This is a genomic window from Kitasatospora sp. P5_F3, from assembly GCF_054049135.1.
In genome coordinates, this window is record NZ_JBFUMY010000028.1 from 58,197 (window position 1) to 75,890 (window position 17,694).

19 protein-coding genes, 1 tRNA gene and 1 pseudogene are annotated in these 17,694 nt (G+C 67.6%); 15 read left to right on the forward strand and 6 right to left on the reverse strand.

The window, feature by feature from the left end:
- Positions 1-7 precede the first annotated feature (7 nt).
- Positions 8-823 carry a fumarylacetoacetate hydrolase family protein gene (locus tag ACXJMZ_RS17990; RefSeq protein WP_457031062.1) on the reverse strand — a complete coding sequence of 272 codons (816 nt, stop codon included), beginning with the start codon at positions 821-823 and terminating at the stop codon, positions 8-10.
- A 120-nt stretch (positions 824-943) separates the two neighbouring features.
- Here ACXJMZ_RS17990 and ACXJMZ_RS17995 point away from each other — a divergent pair, with 120 nt between their 5' ends.
- Together ACXJMZ_RS17995 and ACXJMZ_RS18000 are read left to right on the forward strand one after the other, a co-directional pair.
- Positions 944-1,378, forward strand: coding sequence for a RidA family protein (locus ACXJMZ_RS17995; RefSeq protein ID WP_457031063.1), 435 nt, complete (start codon positions 944-946; stop codon positions 1,376-1,378).
- Positions 1,379-1,432: 54 nt separating this feature from the next.
- Positions 1,433-2,965 carry an amidohydrolase gene (locus ACXJMZ_RS18000; RefSeq protein ID WP_457031064.1) on the forward strand — a complete coding sequence of 511 codons (1,533 nt, stop codon included), beginning with the start codon at positions 1,433-1,435 and terminating at the stop codon, positions 2,963-2,965.
- Positions 2,966-3,502: 537 nt separating this feature from the next.
- Here ACXJMZ_RS18000 and ACXJMZ_RS18005 read toward each other — a convergent pair.
- Both ACXJMZ_RS18005 and ACXJMZ_RS18010 read right to left on the reverse strand, forming a co-directional pair.
- Positions 3,503-4,621 carry an IS630 family transposase gene (locus ACXJMZ_RS18005; protein ID WP_457031065.1) on the reverse strand — a complete coding sequence of 373 codons (1,119 nt, stop codon included), beginning with the start codon at positions 4,619-4,621 and terminating at the stop codon, positions 3,503-3,505.
- 155 nt (positions 4,622-4,776) lie between these two features.
- Positions 4,777-5,247, reverse strand: coding sequence for a hypothetical protein (locus tag ACXJMZ_RS18010; RefSeq protein WP_457031066.1), 471 nt, complete (start codon positions 5,245-5,247; stop codon positions 4,777-4,779).
- Between the two features lie 405 nt (positions 5,248-5,652).
- On the opposite strand from ACXJMZ_RS18010, the gene ACXJMZ_RS18015 reads away from it, so the two are divergent.
- From ACXJMZ_RS18015 to ACXJMZ_RS18050, 8 genes are all read left to right on the forward strand, one after another.
- Entirely contained in the window at positions 5,653-5,859 is a 207-nt protein-coding gene (locus ACXJMZ_RS18015; protein WP_457031067.1) for a hypothetical protein, read from the forward strand.
- A 782-nt stretch (positions 5,860-6,641) separates the two neighbouring features.
- Entirely contained in the window at positions 6,642-7,001 is a 360-nt protein-coding gene (locus ACXJMZ_RS18020) for a hypothetical protein (protein ID WP_457031068.1), read from the forward strand.
- A gap of 382 nt (positions 7,002-7,383) precedes the next feature.
- Complete coding sequence (locus ACXJMZ_RS18025) at positions 7,384-7,530, forward strand: hypothetical protein (RefSeq protein ID WP_457031069.1); 147 nt, start codon at positions 7,384-7,386, stop codon at positions 7,528-7,530.
- Positions 7,531-7,649: 119 nt separating this feature from the next.
- Positions 7,650-8,153, forward strand: a complete 504-nt coding sequence (locus ACXJMZ_RS18030) for an NUDIX domain-containing protein (RefSeq protein ID WP_457031070.1) — start codon at positions 7,650-7,652, stop codon at positions 8,151-8,153.
- 96 nt (positions 8,154-8,249) lie between these two features.
- Positions 8,250-9,380: a radical SAM protein gene (locus ACXJMZ_RS18035; RefSeq protein ID WP_457031071.1), complete on the forward strand. Its 1,131-nt coding sequence runs from the start codon at positions 8,250-8,252 to the stop codon at positions 9,378-9,380.
- A complete protein-coding gene (locus ACXJMZ_RS18040) occupies positions 9,377-9,511 on the forward strand; it encodes a hypothetical protein (protein ID WP_457031072.1) in 135 nt (44 codons plus the stop codon). Before ACXJMZ_RS18035 ends, ACXJMZ_RS18040 begins: the two co-directional genes overlap by 4 nt.
- Positions 9,512-9,578: 67 nt before the next feature.
- Entirely contained in the window at positions 9,579-10,457 is an 879-nt protein-coding gene (locus tag ACXJMZ_RS18045; protein ID WP_457031073.1) for a GNAT family N-acetyltransferase, read from the forward strand.
- A gap of 29 nt (positions 10,458-10,486) precedes the next feature.
- On the forward strand, positions 10,487-10,876 hold the full coding sequence (locus ACXJMZ_RS18050; protein ID WP_457031074.1) for a hypothetical protein: 390 nt from the start codon (positions 10,487-10,489) through the stop codon (positions 10,874-10,876).
- 196 nt (positions 10,877-11,072) lie between these two features.
- Here ACXJMZ_RS18050 and ACXJMZ_RS18055 read toward each other — a convergent pair whose 3' ends face one another.
- The gene (locus ACXJMZ_RS18055) at positions 11,073-11,381 is read right to left on the reverse strand and encodes a hypothetical protein (protein ID WP_457031075.1); all 309 of its coding nucleotides are present in this window, start codon (positions 11,379-11,381) and stop codon (positions 11,073-11,075) included.
- A gap of 1,738 nt (positions 11,382-13,119) precedes the next feature.
- Here ACXJMZ_RS18055 and ACXJMZ_RS18060 point away from each other — a divergent pair.
- Positions 13,120-13,320 carry a hypothetical protein gene (locus ACXJMZ_RS18060; protein WP_457031076.1) on the forward strand — a complete coding sequence of 67 codons (201 nt, stop codon included), beginning with the start codon at positions 13,120-13,122 and terminating at the stop codon, positions 13,318-13,320.
- 344 nt (positions 13,321-13,664) lie between these two features.
- Here ACXJMZ_RS18060 and ACXJMZ_RS18065 read toward each other — a convergent pair.
- Positions 13,665-13,752, reverse strand: a tRNA-Leu gene (locus tag ACXJMZ_RS18065).
- Positions 13,753-14,179: 427 nt separating this feature from the next.
- On the opposite strand from ACXJMZ_RS18065, the gene ACXJMZ_RS18070 reads away from it, so the two are divergent.
- Positions 14,180-14,698 carry an ATP-binding protein gene (locus ACXJMZ_RS18070; RefSeq protein ID WP_457031077.1) on the forward strand — a complete coding sequence of 173 codons (519 nt, stop codon included), beginning with the start codon at positions 14,180-14,182 and terminating at the stop codon, positions 14,696-14,698.
- A gap of 31 nt (positions 14,699-14,729) precedes the next feature.
- On the opposite strand, the gene idi is transcribed toward ACXJMZ_RS18070, so the two are convergent.
- Positions 14,730-15,332: an isopentenyl-diphosphate Delta-isomerase gene (gene idi / locus ACXJMZ_RS18075; protein WP_457031078.1), complete on the reverse strand. Its 603-nt coding sequence runs from the start codon at positions 15,330-15,332 to the stop codon at positions 14,730-14,732.
- 337 nt (positions 15,333-15,669) lie between these two features.
- Here idi and ACXJMZ_RS18080 point away from each other — a divergent pair.
- From ACXJMZ_RS18080 to ACXJMZ_RS18090, 3 genes and pseudogenes are all read left to right on the forward strand, one after another.
- Positions 15,670-15,810, forward strand: a pseudogene (locus ACXJMZ_RS18080) (DUF5941 domain-containing protein); the annotation flags it as partial.
- Positions 15,811-15,862: 52 nt separating this feature from the next.
- Positions 15,863-16,618: a phosphocholine cytidylyltransferase family protein gene (locus ACXJMZ_RS18085; RefSeq protein ID WP_457031079.1), complete on the forward strand. Its 756-nt coding sequence runs from the start codon at positions 15,863-15,865 to the stop codon at positions 16,616-16,618.
- Positions 16,606-17,667, forward strand: coding sequence for an iron-containing alcohol dehydrogenase family protein (locus ACXJMZ_RS18090; protein ID WP_457031080.1), 1,062 nt, complete (start codon positions 16,606-16,608; stop codon positions 17,665-17,667). Before ACXJMZ_RS18085 ends, ACXJMZ_RS18090 begins: the two co-directional genes overlap by 13 nt.
- The last annotated feature ends 27 nt before the right edge of the window (positions 17,668-17,694 follow it).

Below are 17,694 nucleotides of genomic sequence, written 5' to 3' on the forward strand. Positions count from 1 at the left end.
TGCGGTGTCAGCTCATGAACCGCACGGTGTTGCGCAGCCTGCCGATGCCGGGGATCTCGGTCTCGACGACGTCGCCGTCGGCGAGGAAGCGCTGGGGCTCCCGGGCCACCCCGACGCCGCCGGGCGTGCCGGTCAGCACGAGGTCGCCCGGGCGCAGCACGGTGAAGGTCGAGATGTACGCGAGCAGGTCGGCCGGGTCGAACACCAGCGTCCGGGTGTTGTCGCGCTGGACCTGCTCGCCGTTGACCCGGCAGATCACCTCCACACCCTCGGCGGGGTCGATCTCGTCCGGCGTCACGACTACGGGACCGACCGGAGTGGAGGCGTCCCAGGCCTTCCCCTGGAACCACTCCAACGTGCGGTACTGCCAGTCGCGCACCGAGATGTCGTTCGCCACGGTGTAGCCGGCGATCCCGGCGAGAGCGGTCGACCGGTCGGCGCGGCGCAGGGTCGTGCCCACCACGACGGCGAGCTCGGCCTCCCAGTCGACCTGCAGGCCCGGCGGCAGGACGAGGTCGGCGTCGGGGCCGGTGAGACTGTCGGCGTACTTGGTGAAGAGCGTGGGGTGGGCCGGCAGTTCGCGTCCGGTCTCCCGAATGTGATCGGCATAGTTCAGACCGCAGCAGATCACCTTGCGGGGCGCGGGCAGCGGAAGCACCGGCACAGCGCCGTCGATCGCCTCACCTGCCAGGGCGGCCGCCGGCACCTGCGAGTTCGCCGCCAGGAACTCCGACAGGTCGGTGGCCGGCAGCGCTCGCCAGGTGTCCCCGTCGAGCACCGCGGCGTTCGTACCGGCCGCATGGGCGACGGTCGCGAGGCGCATGACCGTTCCTCTCCTTCGTACTGCCCGGCATCTTGTATTTCATTATTTCTACGACCGTCACGAGACTGTCAATAGATGTTACGGTGACGCCACCCAGTTCCCGTCCTGCAGGAGCCCTCCATGGCGACCGACCTGACACCGGTTCCGGTCAACCCCGCGTCCCTGCCCGCGCCCAGCGGCTACTCGCACGGGACGCTCAGCGGCAACACGCTCCACCTGGGCGGCCAGACGGCCCTCGACCAGAGCATGAGGATCGTTCCGGGCGGCATCGTCGAGCAGTTCCGGCAGGCATTCGGCAACGTCCTCGCGACACTGGCCGAGGCGGGCGGCATCCCGCAGGACCTGGTGAGCGTGACGCTCTTCCTGACCGACATCGCCGACTACCAGGCGCACGGCAAGGAGATCGGGCAGGTGTGGCGCGAGCTGGCCGGCCCGGTCTACCCCGCGATGGCCGGCATCGGCACCACGGGGCTGTGGCAGCCCGAGGCCATGATCGAGATCCTCGGCGTCGCGGTCATTCCGGACGAGCGCCTGGTCCGGCCCGCGACCGCTTGAAACCATTCGCCGCTGCGGAGCACCATGTTCGGGTCGAAGCCGTTGGAGGCCCCTGTGCCGTCGTCCATCCCGCCGTTCGCGGACGTGTTGCTGCGCGCCGGCCGCATACACACGCTTGTCCCCGGCCAGGAACCGCAGCGGGCGCTCGCGGTGCGCGGCGAGCGGGTGTTCGCGGTGTCGGAGGCGGTGGACGGGCTCGACAGCCTCGTCGGTCCGACCACGACGGTGCTGGACCTGCCCGACTCGACCGTGCTGCCGGCCTTCGACGACACGCACACGCACCTGATCGCGGCCGCCGACAGCGCCCATGACGTGGCGGTGGACGGTGCCCGTTCCATCCAGGAGCTCCTCGAGCTGATCCGCACCCGGGCCGACCGGACGCCGCCGGGTGAGTGGATCCGCACCGCCGGGCACTGGCAGGAGCTCAACCTCGCCGAACGCCGCTTCCCGACGGCGGCCGAGCTCGACCGGGCGACCGACCGGCATCCGGTGCTCGTGCTGCGCGGGGTGCACAACCAGGTCCTCAACGGCTACGCGCTGCGCCTGTGCGGGATCGACGCCAACACCCCCGACCCGGTGGGCGGCAGCATCAGCCGCACGGCCGACGGCCGACCCGACGGCCACCTGCGCGGCGGTCTGGCGCTTGTCCGGCCGCAGCTGCCCAAGCCCGATCCGGCGACCAAACTGGACGGCTTGCGCCTGGCCTCGCACGCCTACGCGGCGACCGGCATCGGCACCGTACGCGACACCAACTCCTCCCCGGCCGACCTGGCCGCGCTCCAGCAGCTCCGCGAGAGCGGCGAACTCGGCTGCCGGGTCCGGGTGCTGCTCAGCACCATCGGCTTCACCACGGTGCGGCAGGTCGAGGAGCTCCTCGACGGCATGGAGGCATGGCGCCACGTCGACGATCCCTGGTTGCGCGTGTGGGGGGTGAAGTTCTGGCTGGACGGCGGGATCGAATCCGGCGCACTGGACGCCCCGTACTGCCCGGCGCACTGTCCGACTCCCGGATATACCGGTCAATTCGCCTGGGATCCAACAGAGTTGGAGGCTGCTGTGGAGCGGGTGGTGCGGCGCGGCTGGCGGGTCGGCATCCACGCCTACGGGGACCGCGGCGTGCGTGCGCTCCTCGACCTGTTCGAGCGCGTGCAGAACCGCATCCCGGGCCTGCCCCACGGCACGCTGGTCATGGAGCACGGCGGACTCGCGGACCGGGAACAGCGGCGCCGGGCAGTGCACTTGGGTATCCCGGTGACCATCCAACAGCCACTGCTCCACGACGTCGCCGCCATTCAGTCCGAGTACTGGGGCAAGGAGCGGGTGGCCGCGCTGTTCCCCGCACGCGAGTGGCTGGACGCGGGCGCGGACGTCTCGGCCGGATCGGACTACCCCGTGGGGGGGGGGGGCGGGCAGCTCACCCCTGGCCGCCTCGCCGACCTCACGATCTGGCCCGACGACCCCACGACCGTCCCCGAGAACACCCTCGACAGCCTTCGGCCCAGCCACACCCTGCTCGGCGGCTCCCTCGTCCACGGCCTCGCAGCTGCCCGCCCCGCCGCCCCGCCCGCCGGACCTGACCGCCACTGAAACCGAGCCGAACGCCTCAACCGGGCTCGCGGCAGCCCGGTCCAGGCCCCCACCCGCCCACCGTCCACCCGCGCGAGAGCGTCGTCCTGCCCGTTCTCGACCGCTGGATCAGCAGCTCCTCCGCCCCCGACGCACCCGGCACCACTCGCCCGGCCACACGATGACGAAGTACGGGCATACAAGGGAATCGCGCGGCTGTTGGTCACCCCACCGCCGGGAAAGCAAAAAACCCCACGTGAAGTGGGGTCTTAGCTGGTGTCCGAGGGGGGACTTGAACTCTCCACTCGGGCACCAGGCTCCTAGGCCTCTGACCTGCTGCAATGGCTTTGCTGTGCCATCGGGTTGACGGTCCGTCTTACCCGTGAGTCCTGTCCATTTCTGGCCGTTCCAGGCCGCTGTGGGTCACGCGTGGGTCACGTGACCCAGCGGCCAATCGGTGGGCTGGCCAGGGCGGGACCACGGCCGGCGTAGCAGCCGTGGCACGAGAATGTGAGCGGGGCTAGTGCTGTGACCGCATAGGTTCGCCGGGTTGCTTGGTCACGCGACGAGAGCGGGTCGTCCGCCCCAGCGGATGCCCTTTTCGCTGCGGATGCGGGCGCGTTCTCGGCGTTTGGCGGCCAGGATGTCGGGGTGACGCGCGTTCCTGTTGCGCCAGCGCAGGTAGCGGTGCAGTGCCCGGGTCTGGACGGTGTGGTTGGGATGGTGGGAGTTGGCGAGGGTGAACTGCCGCAGCGGCCCGAAGTGGGCCTCAATCGGGTTCGCCCAGGACGCGTTGGTCGGTGTGAAGCACAGCTCGACGTTGTTGCGCCTGGCCCACTGCCGGATCTTGGCGCCCTTGTGCGCGGAGAGGTTGTCCATGATCACGTAGATCGGGGCGCCATCAGGGCGGGCAGCACGGATCGACTTGAGGGCGGCCAGGCTGTTCGCGGCGCCTTTGCGGCGGCGGTTGACGCCCCAGAGCGTGTCGTCGCCGATCGAGTAGCAGCCGTGGAAGTAGGTGACGCCGTGGGTGCGCTTGTAGGTGGCCGGCAGGCGGTCGGGCTTGCTCTGTTCGGCCCAGCAGGTGCCCGCGGTGGGGCGGATGCCGAGCGGCCCGAACTCGTCGAACGCGAACGTCCGCTCGGGGAAGCGCTCCAGGACGTGCTCGATCCGGTCGAGCTTGGTGTCCCGGTCGGGGTCGGTGGACTCCTTCCACGTCCTGGTCCGCTGGAAGGTGACGCCCCGTCGGGCGAGCAGGCAGCGCAGGGCCTCGCGCCCGATGCGGATCACCCGGCCGTGGACCCGGCGCAGGTAGGCGGCGAGCTTGCGGACGGACCAGCGGGTGAAGGGCTGCCCGAGCTTGGCCGGGCGGGTGGTGGCCGTCTGGACGACGAAGTTCTCGTCGTCAGGACTGAGTTGGCGGGGACGGCCTCCCGCCCAGCGAGGGTCCAGGCAGGCCAGCCCGATCTCGTTGAACCGGTGAATGAGGTCCCGCACGGTGTCCTCGTCGGCCTGCACCAGCTGTGCGATCACCGGAACCCGGTTCCCGCCGGCCGAGGCCAGCACCATCATCGCCCGCCGGTAGCGCACCGAACTCGTACTGCCCCGACGCACGATCCGCTGTAACTGCTGACCCTCCTGATCGGTCAGCCTCCGAACCCTGACCGGCTCCGCCACCACGCCTCCCGCACCACATCGGATGTCCGCCCACATCCAACCGGACTGGCCCTCACCACCACCAACCCGGCAAACCAATGCGGTCACAGCACTAGCCAGGCCTCGAAGGTGGCTGTCCATGTGGCGAACGCTGCCCACGCGCCGGCGGTCACGACCTATCGGGAAGCGCCGTCGGGCCACAGGACCCGAACCGGAACGCCGCAGCGCTCCGCATAGGCAACCACGTCCGCAGTCCCGCCGAATCCCTTGGCTGGGAGCCCGTCCCAGACAGCAAGCACCTCGTCAACCAGGCCAACCAAGACCTCGCTGCCAGCCATGTGAGCAGCGGAATCTGACTCGACCATCCCGGTGCGGTGAACCTCGGAAGCACTCCGCATCAGGCTGTCGTACGTCTCATAGTGGTCCGTTGGAAGCGATTCACGGTACTGCTCAGCCGGGATGACGACTTCTAGGCGGCCGCCGTGTGCAAGCACGATCTCGGCGAACCAGGAATCCGGACCGTCAGCGATGCACGACACGCCGACCAGTTCCGGGTCATGATCTTCGACCTCAGCCTCCAGTAGGGCCCGAACCTGGCTCTCTACCTCGCTGCTGAGTCCTCGATGCCCAGTGATTCCGATTCGCATAAGCCCCTCCTACAGGTAGACGTCGTGAAGGCGTTCATCGAAGTCACGCACGACCCTCGGCAGAGACGAGCTGTTGAAGGACCTTCGGAAGGCCCGAGCCCTCTCTACGATTCGGCCAGAACGGTACTCCAGTCCTACGTCAAGTGCGGTTGAGGCCAGCGCGAAGCCCGCCTCAGCTCGACCAGCAGCCAGGTTTCCCGCAGCAATATCCAAGATCAACAGTGCCCGCTGCTTGGAGTGCCCTGTGGCAAGGGCCGCACCATCCTGACTCAGTACCCACTCAGGAAGGCCAAGTTGCGCCCCACAGGTGACCCGAGCAGCGGCCACCTTCGCTTCGTTGAAGACGAAGACCCAAGGCCAAGGAGGTGACTCCTCTGAGCCGAGCTTGGCGGCCACCGCTCGGCTGTGTACGAGGGCGCGATCAGCTCGGTGCTGGTCACCACCGGCCGCATGAGCGAGGGCCTCGACGCTGGCAAGCCACGCATCTGCAACCGCAGGGCATTCGGTACCAAGAACTTTGCGCGCCCGCGCTGCAAGGTTGAGGGCCTGGACGGCATTCCCGGCCTGGGCCTCGAACTGCGCCAGGGAGCCAACCTGGTAGGCAGTCAGTAGGGGGCTACTGGCGGCCTGCGCTGCCTTGATGGCCTGGCCGTACCAGGAACGGGCAGACCCGTGATCGCCCATGTCCCATGCGAGCCAGCCCGCGAACGATGATGCCTCGCTGCCCACGGTTGCCAACTTTGAGCGGCTGGAGCTGCTCTGGCTTAGTCGTTGAATGAGCTGGATGTGACCACGAACCGCGTCAGCGAGGTCGCGAGAGGGGGTTGACCCATCCAACCTGCGGTATGCCGATGTGCTGAGTCGTAAAGCAGCTGCCTGCCCGACGTCCTCCCGGATGCCCGGGAGCGCAGCCAGCATCGGCGCGGCTGCGACAGAGGCCACGCCCTTTACGAATCCGCGTCGTTCCACTGGGTCTGTTCCCGATGAGCTGTCCGCCAGACCTAGCAGCCCGGCGGGGATGTTGAGGTATGCAGCTGCTCGACTGAGAAGTGCCACGTCGTAGGCGCCAGCCGCGCCCCGCTTCTCCAGCCTAGACACCGCTGACTGCGTGAGCGCCACCGCCTGACCGAACTGGAGCTGCGTTAGCCGTCGCTGCCTGCGACCCAATTCAATGACCTTGCCGTAGTCACCTACACGTGAGGCTTCTCGAAGCGCGCCCTGGAAGTCCACCAGCCCCACCCTCAACACCCGGCATCCGTATGCAGCAGGCGCATATCCGCATGCGCATACCGCCTAGGTGATGTTCTCACACGGGTAGTCGGCAGTTGACTGTCTGTCAGTTAACCGGTGCAGATGGCCCGCTGAGCGGCAATCCCGATCATTTGGAGGCTCCAATGACCAGCACCACCCCGCCCCGGCGTATAGCGCTTGCGGCGTCGATCGCCTTCATCCCCGAAGCCGCCCCTGTGGAGTGGCGGCCGGAGGTGGGCGACCTGGTGTCGGATGCCCGGGGCCTCACGCCCCTTCGGGCGCCGCTCCTAGTGGTCGAAGTGGGCCTCTACAGCTGCAACTTGGAGCTGTGGTCGAGGTCCGAGTACCGGCCGCTCACACGGGCGCACGGCGAGGTGGAGCCGTATCACCACAACGACAGGGAGCTGTTCGGCTACCCGGCGCAGACCTTGGGAGGCTCGGTTGACGACGTACGGCGGTGGCAGGACCAGGCTCACGATGGTGGTCTACCGCGTGCAGCCTGACGGCACCCGGACGGAGGTGTCCCGGGCAGAGTCGGACGGTTCGGGCTTCCCCACTTCGGGCCTGTGGCCCGACTGTCAGTGTCCGCAGCACCGTGAAGGTCCGGAAAGCCGGAGGCCGGCTGAACTGCGGGCTGGCTGATGGACAGTTATGCCACGTCGGCCTACGGGCTCGGGGGCTTCTTCAACGGAGTGCGCCAGGCTCGAAGACAGCAGCCCCCTCGGATCGGTCGCTGGGTGCCACTCGCCAATCACGGCACTGCGGCGAGTGCGGGCGCTATATGTGTGAGAGCCCGGCAGTTCCCGGCCGGTGCCCCTTGCTGGACGCCCAAATCGGACGGGGCGTGAATCTCGCGTGGACGATCCTGCCTCCCTCGGGGAGGCCATGGCGGACCAGATGATGCAGGAGTACCAGGAGGGTCAGGAACGGAGCAGGCGCCGCAGCACCAGCCGCGCCGAGACCTGGTCCTACGCCATCGCGGCGGTCTTGGTGTTCGCCGTGCTCGCCTGGCTGCTGACCGCTCGCGGGTAGCACGGACACCGCTCAACTGTGCCACCCCACAGACCGCCCGCTCTGGCCGCTGTCACTCATCGACAGGGGTTCCCCCGCCTATGGCCGGAGCGGGCCATCACCAAGCAAGGAGAAGGAAGTTGGCGACTGTTGTTGACCCCGACCCGACGCTCATCCTGAGCGAGCCGTCACCCCGACGGGTTTCCGGGCTGGTGCTGCTTCGTGAGGCTGGCGGGTGCATCTACCTCCTCGACCCCACGTACAGGGACGGCATGATCCTGCCGGGCGGTAGCGCCCTGCCCGACGAGTCCCCAAACGAGGCGGCGGCCCGCCACCTGGCGGCGAAGACCGGGCTCGTCTTGGACGTGTACCGGCTCATTACGTTCGATCACGTCCCGGCGAACCGGTGGCCGGAGGGGTTCAACTTCATCTTTGACGGCGGTGTGCTGACTCCGGGACAGATGGCGCGGATGCATGTCCCCCCGCCGGAGGAGTCCCGGCTTCGGGGCGGGCACTGGGTGCGTCCGACCGACATGCACCGGTTCACCGCGCCCAAGCAACGTGCCCGGATCACGGCCGCCCTGGAGCTGCTTCACGAAGGGTCTGTGACTCACCCTCTCGCCGACGGTCAGCGCGTCGGGTAGCTCCCTTCAATTTCCGGCTGACACGACCCCACGAGGTGTCGTCAGCCGGGCAGCCCCCTGCGGGCTCCGATGGCCACCTCAGGAGAGGAAGGCAACATGCACACGTTGATCGGCAGCAGGTTCCTGGACGAGTACCTGATCGTCAATCCCGGCAGCACGGCGGGAGTCAAGGTTCCGCCCTGGGAGTTCGCCGAGCTGGAGCGGAGTACGGAGGCCGGTGAACCGGCTCCGGTATGGCTCATCAAGGCCGCCCGCCAGCGGTGGGCCATGGACCTCGCTCCCGGCCGTCCCACCCGTGACTACTTGCTTGTTCGTTCGAAGGCGGACCCGCAGTACAGCCGCGCGTCGTGGGAGATCAACCTCGGCTGTAACTACGACTGCGAGCACTGTTACCTCGGCGAGAAGAAGTTCGAGGGCCTGCCCATGGACGGCAAGGCCAGGCTCCTGCACACCATGCAGGAGGCTGGGGTGCTGTGGTTGCAGATCACCGGTGGCGAGCCCACCGTGGACCGGGACTTCGTGGACTCCTACACCTTGGCCAACGAGCTGGGAATGATGGTGACGGTCTCCACCAACGGTTCCCGCTTGTGGCAGCCGAAGATCCTGGACGCCCTGACCCGGATGCCTTCCTATCGCGTTGTGGTCAGCGTCTATGGGGCAAGCGCCGCCAGCTATGACGGCCTGACCCGGCGTAAGGGCTCTTTCGCCACCTTCCAGAAGGGGATGGCCGCGGCCCTGGAAGCCGGTATCCCGATGCGCCTGAACCTGGTGGTCACCGAGCACAGTGCCGACGAAGAGGCCGCGATGGTCACCATGGCGGAGAACTGGGGCCTGGAGCACAACAGTTACGTCAACATGGCTCCGACGATCTACGGAGGTGGGGAGACTCTTCCCGCCCAGTCGGCCAAGCACCTTCGCCAGCGCAAGGTGTTCTCCGGCTGCAACGCGGGCCACACCTTCTTCCACTCCGACCCGTACGGCATTGCGTCGATCTGCAAGGTTGGCCGCGACCCGAACGTGGACCTGATCGCCGAAGGCGTCACCGGGCTGCGCAAGCTCGGCGCCATCGCCGATTCCCTCATGCTTCGCACCGGTGGGTGCTCCGGCTGTCAGCTGTCCGGCTCCTGCGGGGTCTGCCGGCCGATGGCCAAGCTCTACCAGGAGGCGAAGGCACCACTGGCAAGTTACTGCCAGCACGGCCGACCCCGAGAGGAGGTGTCCGCATGAAGCCCGAAACCCTGATCCAGCTCGGCACGACCCGCACCAGCGTTGTCGAGATCGAGTTGGTTGACGACCTGGACGTGCTCGCCGAGTCCACGAAGTGCGCCTGCAACGCAGGCGACGACAACCCCTTCTAGCGATAGGTGCAACCCGGCAGGCCCCGCCAACGGGGCCTGCCGGTCACCAGTAAGTAGCGTTCCCCACATGCGATTTGAATGGGACTGGCTGACCACGGCGATGACCGTGCCGTACGTGCCGACCCTCGGACCTGTCCACCCGCGCAGCCTCACCCCGCAGCTGTTCGCGGACGTGATCGGCGTGGCGGGCTCCCGAGGGGCCTTCCTGCCGTACGACAAGGACAAACGCTGGTCGGCGACCAAGGTGGAGCAGGTCCTCCCGCTTGACCTGGTCCAGCGGCCGGGCCTGGTGCTGATTCCCACGCTGACCCACCGCGGAACCGGTCTGCTCAAGGTCCACGTCTACGGCGACGGCCCCGACGGCATCGACCAGGGCGCCGAGTTGGCGGCGAAGCTCGCCGCGATGCACGGCGCCGCGAAGGCCAGGGTCATCAGCTTCCTGCCTCCGGAAGGGCCGGCGGCCGAAGGCACGTGCACGCGGATACAGCTTCGGGAGTTCACAGCCGACCACCCGACGATCCCCGTTCCCAGTATCACGGACCTCGGCAATCAACTCCCTGAGGTGCAGGTGACGTTCGCCGCCTTCGCCAAGGAGATGGCTTCCGAGGGATTCACGTTCCTGCGTGAGCAGATGCAGGCCCGCGCCGTTGGGCCGGTACTGATGGCGGTTGCCGACGGCCGCGTCTGCGGGGCCATTGGCCCCATGGAAACCATGCTCGACAATCAGGCCCGCTCCCGACTCCTGCCGCAGTACTTCGCCGTACTGCCCAACTATCGGGGGAGGGGCCTCGGCCGAGACCTCTGGCGGGCCGCCATGCGCTGGGGGGCTACGCATGGCGCTGCCTACCAGCTGCTTCAGACCGAAGTCGGCGGCGCCTCCGACACCCTCTGCCAGACCGAAGGGCTGCGCAGTCTGGGATTCGTTCGCGTCACCAACCTGACTTGAGAAGTCTGGGGCGCACTAGAGTTTTCAGCATGGAAATGCTGGTCAAAATGGTGCGCGACCTCGAAGGAGACGAGCCCTCTTGCCTGCTCTCCAGGACCTGGGCCGTAGCCTCCATGGCTGCTTCGATGGGGGTCACAGATGAGACCGTGCGCGTGTACCTGAGGGTGGCCATAGCCCGCGGGGAGCTGCTTCAGTTGACCGAGTCGCCTCAGCGTCAGATTGGCCTGCTAGGGGCCCCATCAGAGGCTTTCAGGCCCTACGCGGGGCCGGTCAGCACTGAAGGACTGGTGACTCTCACCGCAGGCCCCAGTGGGGCCGGCCTGCGGGGTAGGAGGAGGCATCTGGTGGTCACCAAGCAGAGGATCACCGAGGCCCTGAACTGGGTCGTGGAAGAGACGAAGGTTGGAGTGCTGGTGTAGGTCGACCTTCGGGCCCCAGGACTCAAGGCCACGCGTCACGGCACGGCCGTGCGGCGCAGCTACTGGAGCAGCTCGCACGTCAGGGGTGAGAGCAGGACAGGGCTTGAGGAGCATCAGGCCCAATGACCGCTCAATGCTTCTCAAGCCCTGCAGTTCAAGGCGACTACGATTGTGACAAGCTCCACCTACCTATGATTCATCCCGTCGCGGCAGTGCGGTCGAAGGTAGTGATGTTGATGTGGAAGGATGTCGCCTTTTCCCCTGTAGGGATGTTGACCGGCGATTCCTGCGTGGCGAGCTGCCCCGCCGACACGTTGGAGAAGAACCAGCTGCTGCTCCAGACCTGCTCATTGTTGGAGTTCCTCACCACCTCGTAGCCGATGCTGTAGTTCGAGGTCTTGGAACTGTGGTTCTGGACCTTGGCGACAGCCCAGACGATCGTGAGACCCGCCTGGGAACGGTCATCGAGTTTGGCTGAAACGAGGTCGGCGCGTTCACCGCTCACCGACGGTGAGTTGCTACTACTTGGCTGTCCGGATGGAGTGCTCTTCCCGGTCGCTGAGCTGCTACTACTTGGCTGTCCGGACGGGGTGCTCTTCCCGGTCGCTGAGCTGCTACTACTTGGCTGTTCGGACGGGGTGCTCTTCCCGCCACTGCTCCCGCACCCTGCGACCGCCATGGTCGCGCTCAGCAGCACGATGCTGAGCGGGGCAGCGATCACCGCCTTGAGGATGCGCTTCGTGAGCTGAGTGGCCGTCGGGCGGGCTGGAGTCATGGGGCGTGTCATGCTCCCATCGTGGGCCCGATCGAACGTCGCCGACGGCGGCTGGTTTCGACCCGCCGCATTACTTCACCCGCACAGCGCACGGCTCGTGTCTTCATGAGGCGGCATCGACTGCTGCTTACCATCAGAACCCTCGTTCTACCGGAGCTCCGTCCTGCTTCAGCCCCGGACACGCCGACGCTCACCGACCCCCGGCATCCTCAGCGATCTTGAAACAGCCGTGAGGCCACGCGTAGAGTGCCCGAAAGGGTCCGGGGCCCGCTCAGCATGGATGCAGGATCATCAGATACTGCCTAATTCATCGCTAGGCGACCCAATGCCTAGTCTCGGACTCTCACAGGAGCCCTCTCTCTCAAGGAGGGGGCTTTCTGCTGTTCTGAGAGAAAGTGAGGGGGCATATATAACCCCCTCACTAAAGATGTATGTGTCCTGAGGCTCTCTAACCGGCCATCTTCTCCGAAAGTGCGGTCGAGGTCACACTGAGGGGTGCCGCGGAGCACTCCGGGCTTCAAATTCATTCATTCACGGGCCACTGAAGGCACGTCGGGAGCCACAGGAAGCCCCAAATGCCCTCCAGAGGAGCCTAGTTGGGCCCATGGGCCCCGTTCGTCGCCGCCAGGGTCGCAGGGGCGGCACGTGGGCGCCTGTGAGCTTGTGCCCTTGTGAAAAATTCATACCCGTACACGGTCCGAGGAAGCCGCCCCCGGTGGGTCCTCCCTGTATGTATTTAGACATTATCCCCGTGTGTGCTGGGGCGTATCACAGACGGATAGACGAATGAATTAATTCACTCATATGTACCGATTGACGGAGCGTCAGGGGTCAGGTGGGATAGGGCGCCTGACATGGTCAGCACCAGCCCGATCGCCTGACAGTGCGTCATGTCGGGGGCTGACTAAGAGGTGGGCGTGATCCACCGCGTCGCCGACGGGCCGGAGTCCAAAGAGCCTGGGGTGTTGCTGACCACCTTGATCGGTGGCGGGCCAACTGCCGGAAGGAGAGACGACGATGGTCGGGTACGAGACGAAGACCCGGCTGCCCATCAAGCCCCATATAGGTGACGTGAAGTCCGGGGAGGTGACTGACGACATGTTGGACGACCATTGCCGGATGCTGGAGACGGCCCCGTGTCCGACCAACAAGGGCAAGCCGCTTGGGGCCAAGTTCGTGAGGCACGTCCGCAACATCCTGCCGGCCGCCCTGGGTGCGGCGGGGCCCAAGCTGAACCCGGTGAACCCGGTGAACCCGCCGGCCACGGCAATCCGCCGACCAAGCGTCAGATCCGGGCCCCGGAGAAGCGGTTCGAGAGCGTGGACGACTCCGACACGGCACGTTTCCTCGCCTCGGTCTGGGAGCCGTGCGGCAACAGCAAGTGCGGCCCGTTCTACCGCTGACTGCGTGGCGTTCCCCTGTGGGCCGTCTGCGCCGCGACCGGCCTGTGGCGAAGTGAGGCCTGGGCATGAAGTGGTCCCTGATCGACTGGGATAGGGGTGCCATCGAACTGGAATGGGTGGTGGTGGAGGCGGGCAACGCGTTCCGGTTGCGCAGGCTCACTAAGGATGGTGACGACAACGCCCTGATCTACGTGGGCCGGGGCGTCATGGACGTGACGGCTTCATGCTGCGCAAGGAAGGCAGGGCAGGAGGTCCGCAGGACCTGAGAAGGTCTCGGCCCGTTGGCGGACCGTGCGGGCCAGGCTCGACCTGCCGGAGGGTTTCGCATCCACGACCTGCGGCACAGCCGGATCAGCAACGATCTGGAAGCGGGAGAGAACCCGGTGGAGGTGTCGGCCAACGCCCGGCACCACTCGCCCGGTGCACGGTGACCAAGTACGGGCATCGCAGTAAGGCCGGGGCTGTGAAGTTGGCCGCTGGCAGTGCAAGGCGCATGGGTCTCGCTGCGCTGATCTAGAGCAAGATCATTCCTGTGGGTCACGCGGTGGGTCACACAACCACTGCACGGAGCCCGGAAAAGCAAAAACCCCACGTGAAGTGGGGTCTTAGCTGGTGTCCGAGGGGGGACTTGAACCCCCACGCCCGATAAAGGGCACTAGCACCTCAAGCTAGCGCGTCTGCCATTCCGCCACCCGGACAGGGTGTGTGCCTTGGGGTGTTTCGTGCTGTTCCCCTTGGCGACAGAGAGAACACTACCAGGCTGTGGGAGTGCTTCTCACCTGCGTTTCTTCCGGCTCCGGGGTGGCTGTGGGGGTGTCGAGCGGGGGAGGGGGACGGATCGGTGCAGAACGGACGGAGGGGCGGGTGAGGGGCACTGGAGGCAGGGGGAGGTGGAGGCGGTGCCTCCGGCAGGTGTGGAGGAGCCGTCGGGGTCGTGAATGTTCCGTCGGTGGCCGACCTGAAGGTGCATGGGATCAGTCAGGATCGGTCGTGGAACGGTCGGGACACGCCACGCCGCGTCAAGTTGCAGTCGCTGAGCCGCTGCTGACTTTCGTTCTCCTAGCCTCGGTGGTCCAGTGCGAAGGGCGGCTTGACGTGGAGCAGACCAGAGGACCGGCCGAGCCAGTGACGAGACGGCTGACGGCGGTGCCGACCAGGGGGCCGAGTGCAGGTCCGGTGCAGGGGATCTGGCGGTTCTCGGCGGTGACGCACGAGGCCTCCGTCCCGCAGACCCGGCATGCGGTGCGGGACCGGCTGCTGGCGCAGGGGATGGCGGGGCAGGACTACCAGGAGCTGATCGACGACCTGCTGCTGATCGTCTCCGAGCTGGTCAGCAACGCGGTCACGCACGCCGCGGTGCTGTCCCCGCAGCTGACCACCGAGCTGGTGATCGACGACGGCTGGGTCAGGGTCTCCGTGGAGGACGGGCACCCGTACCGGCCGAAGGCGCTGGAGAGCGACCTCGGGCAGCTCGGCGGGCGGGGGCTGCTGCTGGTGAAGAGCGTGACGCTGCAGGCCGGCGGAGTGTGCGACGTGGAGCGGACCGGCGAGGGCGGCAAGGTGATCTGGGCCTCGCTCCCGCTGCCCGTGCCCCGGCAGCGCCGGGACGGGAACGCCGGGGGCGACTGGCACCCCCGGCGTTAGACCCCGGGAAGACCCCAGGGCGAAGGCTCGCCTACCAGTCCCGTCCGGCGATCTCGCGGATGCCGGGGAGGGCGGCCTCGAAGACCGTCCGGAACCAGACCGAGGTGGGCTTCTCCGCCTCCAGGGCCTTGAGCTCCTCCGCCGTGACGAACATCGTGTCGTCGACCTCGTCCGGAGCCGGTTTCGGGTCGGCGGTGACCAGGCCGACGAAGAGGTGGTTCCACTCGCGCTCGATCAGGCCGGTGGCCTCGTCGGGCAGGTCGTAGCGGACGGTGCCGGCCTCGCAGAGCAGGGCGGGAGCGACTCCCAGCTCTTCGGCGGTGCGACGGGCGGCGGCGACGAAGGGCTGCTCGTCGGGGTACGGGTGGCCGCAGCAGGTGTTCGACCAGACGCCGGGGGAGTGGTACTTGGTCAGGGCGCGGCGCTGGAGCAGCATCCGGCCCTGGCGGTCGAACAGGAAGACCGAGAACGCCCGGTGCAGCCGGCCCGGCTGCTGATGGGCCGAGAGCTTCTCGGCGGTGCCGATGGTCACACCCTCGTCGTCGACGAGCTCCAGCAGGATCTCCGCAGGAGTCGGGGCGACGCCACTCTCTTCGGCGAGCAGGGTCTGACCGGTCGGTCGGGTCTCGGGCATGGGGCCTCTTTCGGAAACGGGGACCAGGGGAAGGCGAGGGCTGGGCCGGCCCAACCGGAACGCCGCGCGGGCGCCCGGAGCCAGTCTGCCGTATGGCTTGCTACCCGAATGGGCGCGACGCACACGAGGACATGGAAGGGCCGGATGATCAGAGAGCCTGTTCGATCAGTGATCGACTGCGGTCCGATCGCGCCGTTTTCTGAGCATTGCCGGGTCGGGGTCGACGGGCCGGAGTGATGATCGGTTCGGCCAGGCCGGGAAACCTCGTCCGGTAGCCTCGATCGGCGCGACCGGTTCTGGGGTGAGTTCCGCTGTCCACGCCGCGCCCGCGGTCGCCGCCCCCCGACCGGACACCGGGGCGCCGCCCACCGCTTTCGGGCTGGTCGCCGCAGTCGCCTACCATCACTACGACACGGTGTACCGCCTGCGTGGCGGCACCGGAGCACCGGCCGGCTGGCTGGTATGGGCGACCGGCGGGCAGAGAGCCGGGTGCTGCCCGTCACCCTGCACGACGAGTCAGGAGACACCGCATGATCGGCCTCGTTCTGGCAGCCGGCGCCGGCCGCCGGCTGCGCCCGTACACCGACACCCTGCCGAAGGCTCTGGTGCCGGTGGACGGGGAGCGGACCGTCCTGGACCTGACCCTCGGCAACTTCGCCGAGGTCGGCCTGCGGGAGGCCGCCATCGTGGTGGGCTACCGCAAGGACGCGGTGTACGACCGCAAGGACGCCCTGGAGCAGAAGTACGGCGTCAAGCTCACCCTGGTCGAGAACGACAAGGCCGAGGAGTGGAACAACGCCTACTCGCTCTGGTGCGCCCGGGACCTGTTCGGCGAGGGCCTGCTGCTCGTCAACGGTGACACCGTGCACCCGGCCTCGGTGCAGCGCACCATGCTGGACGGCAACGACCGGCTGCTGACCGAGGGCCACGCCCCCGGCATCCTGCTCGCCCTCGACACGGTGAAGAAGCTCGCCGACGAGGAGATGAAGGTGATCGTCGACCCGGTCACCGGGATGCGCCGGATCACCAAGCTGATGGAGCCCGAGGAGGCCACCGGCGAGTACATCGGCGTCACGGTGATCAACCCCTCGGCCGCCGCCGACCTGAGCGACGCCCTGAAGGCCACCTTCGAGCGTGACCCGCAGCTCTACTACGAGGACGGCTACCAGGAGATGGTCAACCGCGGCCTGCGGATCGACGTGCAGCCGATCGGCGAGGTCTCCTGGGTCGAGGTCGACAACCACGCCGACCTGGCCAGGGCGCGGGAGATCGCGTGCCAGTACTGACCCGACTGGTGCCCTCGCCGGTCTTCGTCGAGATCCGCCCGGGCGCGCTGGACGCGCTCGGCGGCATCCTGGCGGACCAGCGGCTGTCCGCCTCCGGGCGGATAGCGATCGCGATCAGCAACGGCTCCGGCGCCCGGCTGCGGGAACGGCTGGAGCCCGCGCTGCCGGGCGCGGACTGGTACGAGGTGGGCGACGGCAGCCTGGACAGCGCCGTGCGGCTGGCCGAGCAGATGCGGGCCGGGCACTACGACGCCATGGTCGGGCTCGGCGGTGGCAAGATCATCGACGCCGCGAAGTACGCCGCCGCCCGGGTCGGCCTGCCGCTGGTTGCGGTGGCCACCAACCTGGCGCACGACGGCATCTGCTCCCCGGTCTCCACCCTCGACAACGACGCCGGGCGGGGCTCCTACGGGGTGCCCAGCCCGATCGGCATCGTGGTCGACCTGGACGTGATCAGGCAGGCGCCGCCGCGCTTCGTGGCGGCCGGGATCGGCGACGTGGTCTCCAATCTCTCGGCCTGCGCGGACTGGGAGCTCTCGCACTCCGTCACCGGCGAGCCGGTGGACGGGCTGGCCGTGGCGATGGCCAGGTCGGCGGGGGAGAACCTGCTCCGGCACCCCGGTTCGCTGGAGGACCGGGACCTCCTCACCACGCTCGCGGAGGCCCTGGTACTGTCCGGCATCGCGATGAACATCGCTGGCAGCACCCGTCCATCCTCGGGTGCCTGTCACGAGATCTCGCACGCCCTGGACGTGCTCTTCCCCAAGCGATCGGCCCAGCATGGCGAACAGGTCGGCCTCGGCGCGGCCTTCGCCAGTTTCCTGCGGGGCGAGCGCGAGCTCACCGGCCTGATCGTGGACCGACTCCGGTTCCACGGACTGCCGGTGACCGCGGATCAGATCGGCTTCACCGAGGAGGAGTTCACCAAGGCGGTGCACTACGCTCCGAACACCCGTCCGGGACGGTTCACCATCCTGGAACACCTGGACCTCTCCCCCTCTGACATCAGGGATTCGTACGCCGACTATGTCCAAGCCGTCAACAGCTGACCGCCCCGAGGTCGATCTGACCCGCCG

Coding starts and splice junctions, on each gene's coding strand:
- ACXJMZ_RS18020 (WP_457031068.1), top strand. CDS start 6,642: ATGACCAGCACCACCCCGCCCCGGCGTATAGCGCTTGCGGCGTCGATC.
- idi (WP_457031078.1), bottom strand. CDS start 15,332: ATGCCCGAGACCCGACCGACCGGTCAGACCCTGCTCGCCGAAGAGAGT.
- ACXJMZ_RS18040 (WP_457031072.1), top strand. CDS start 9,377: ATGAAGCCCGAAACCCTGATCCAGCTCGGCACGACCCGCACCAGCGTT.
- ACXJMZ_RS18060 (WP_457031076.1), top strand. CDS start 13,120: ATGAAGTGGTCCCTGATCGACTGGGATAGGGGTGCCATCGAACTGGAA.
- ACXJMZ_RS18025 (WP_457031069.1), top strand. CDS start 7,384: ATGGCGGACCAGATGATGCAGGAGTACCAGGAGGGTCAGGAACGGAGC.
- ACXJMZ_RS18010 (WP_457031066.1), bottom strand. CDS start 5,247: ATGCGAATCGGAATCACTGGGCATCGAGGACTCAGCAGCGAGGTAGAG.
- ACXJMZ_RS18035 (WP_457031071.1), top strand. CDS start 8,250: ATGCACACGTTGATCGGCAGCAGGTTCCTGGACGAGTACCTGATCGTC.
- ACXJMZ_RS18085 (WP_457031079.1), top strand. CDS start 15,863: ATGATCGGCCTCGTTCTGGCAGCCGGCGCCGGCCGCCGGCTGCGCCCG.
- ACXJMZ_RS17990 (WP_457031062.1), bottom strand. CDS start 823: ATGCGCCTCGCGACCGTCGCCCATGCGGCCGGTACGAACGCCGCGGTG.
- ACXJMZ_RS18045 (WP_457031073.1), top strand. CDS start 9,579: ATGCGATTTGAATGGGACTGGCTGACCACGGCGATGACCGTGCCGTAC.
- ACXJMZ_RS18050 (WP_457031074.1), top strand. CDS start 10,487: ATGGAAATGCTGGTCAAAATGGTGCGCGACCTCGAAGGAGACGAGCCC.
- ACXJMZ_RS17995 (WP_457031063.1), top strand. CDS start 944: ATGGCGACCGACCTGACACCGGTTCCGGTCAACCCCGCGTCCCTGCCC.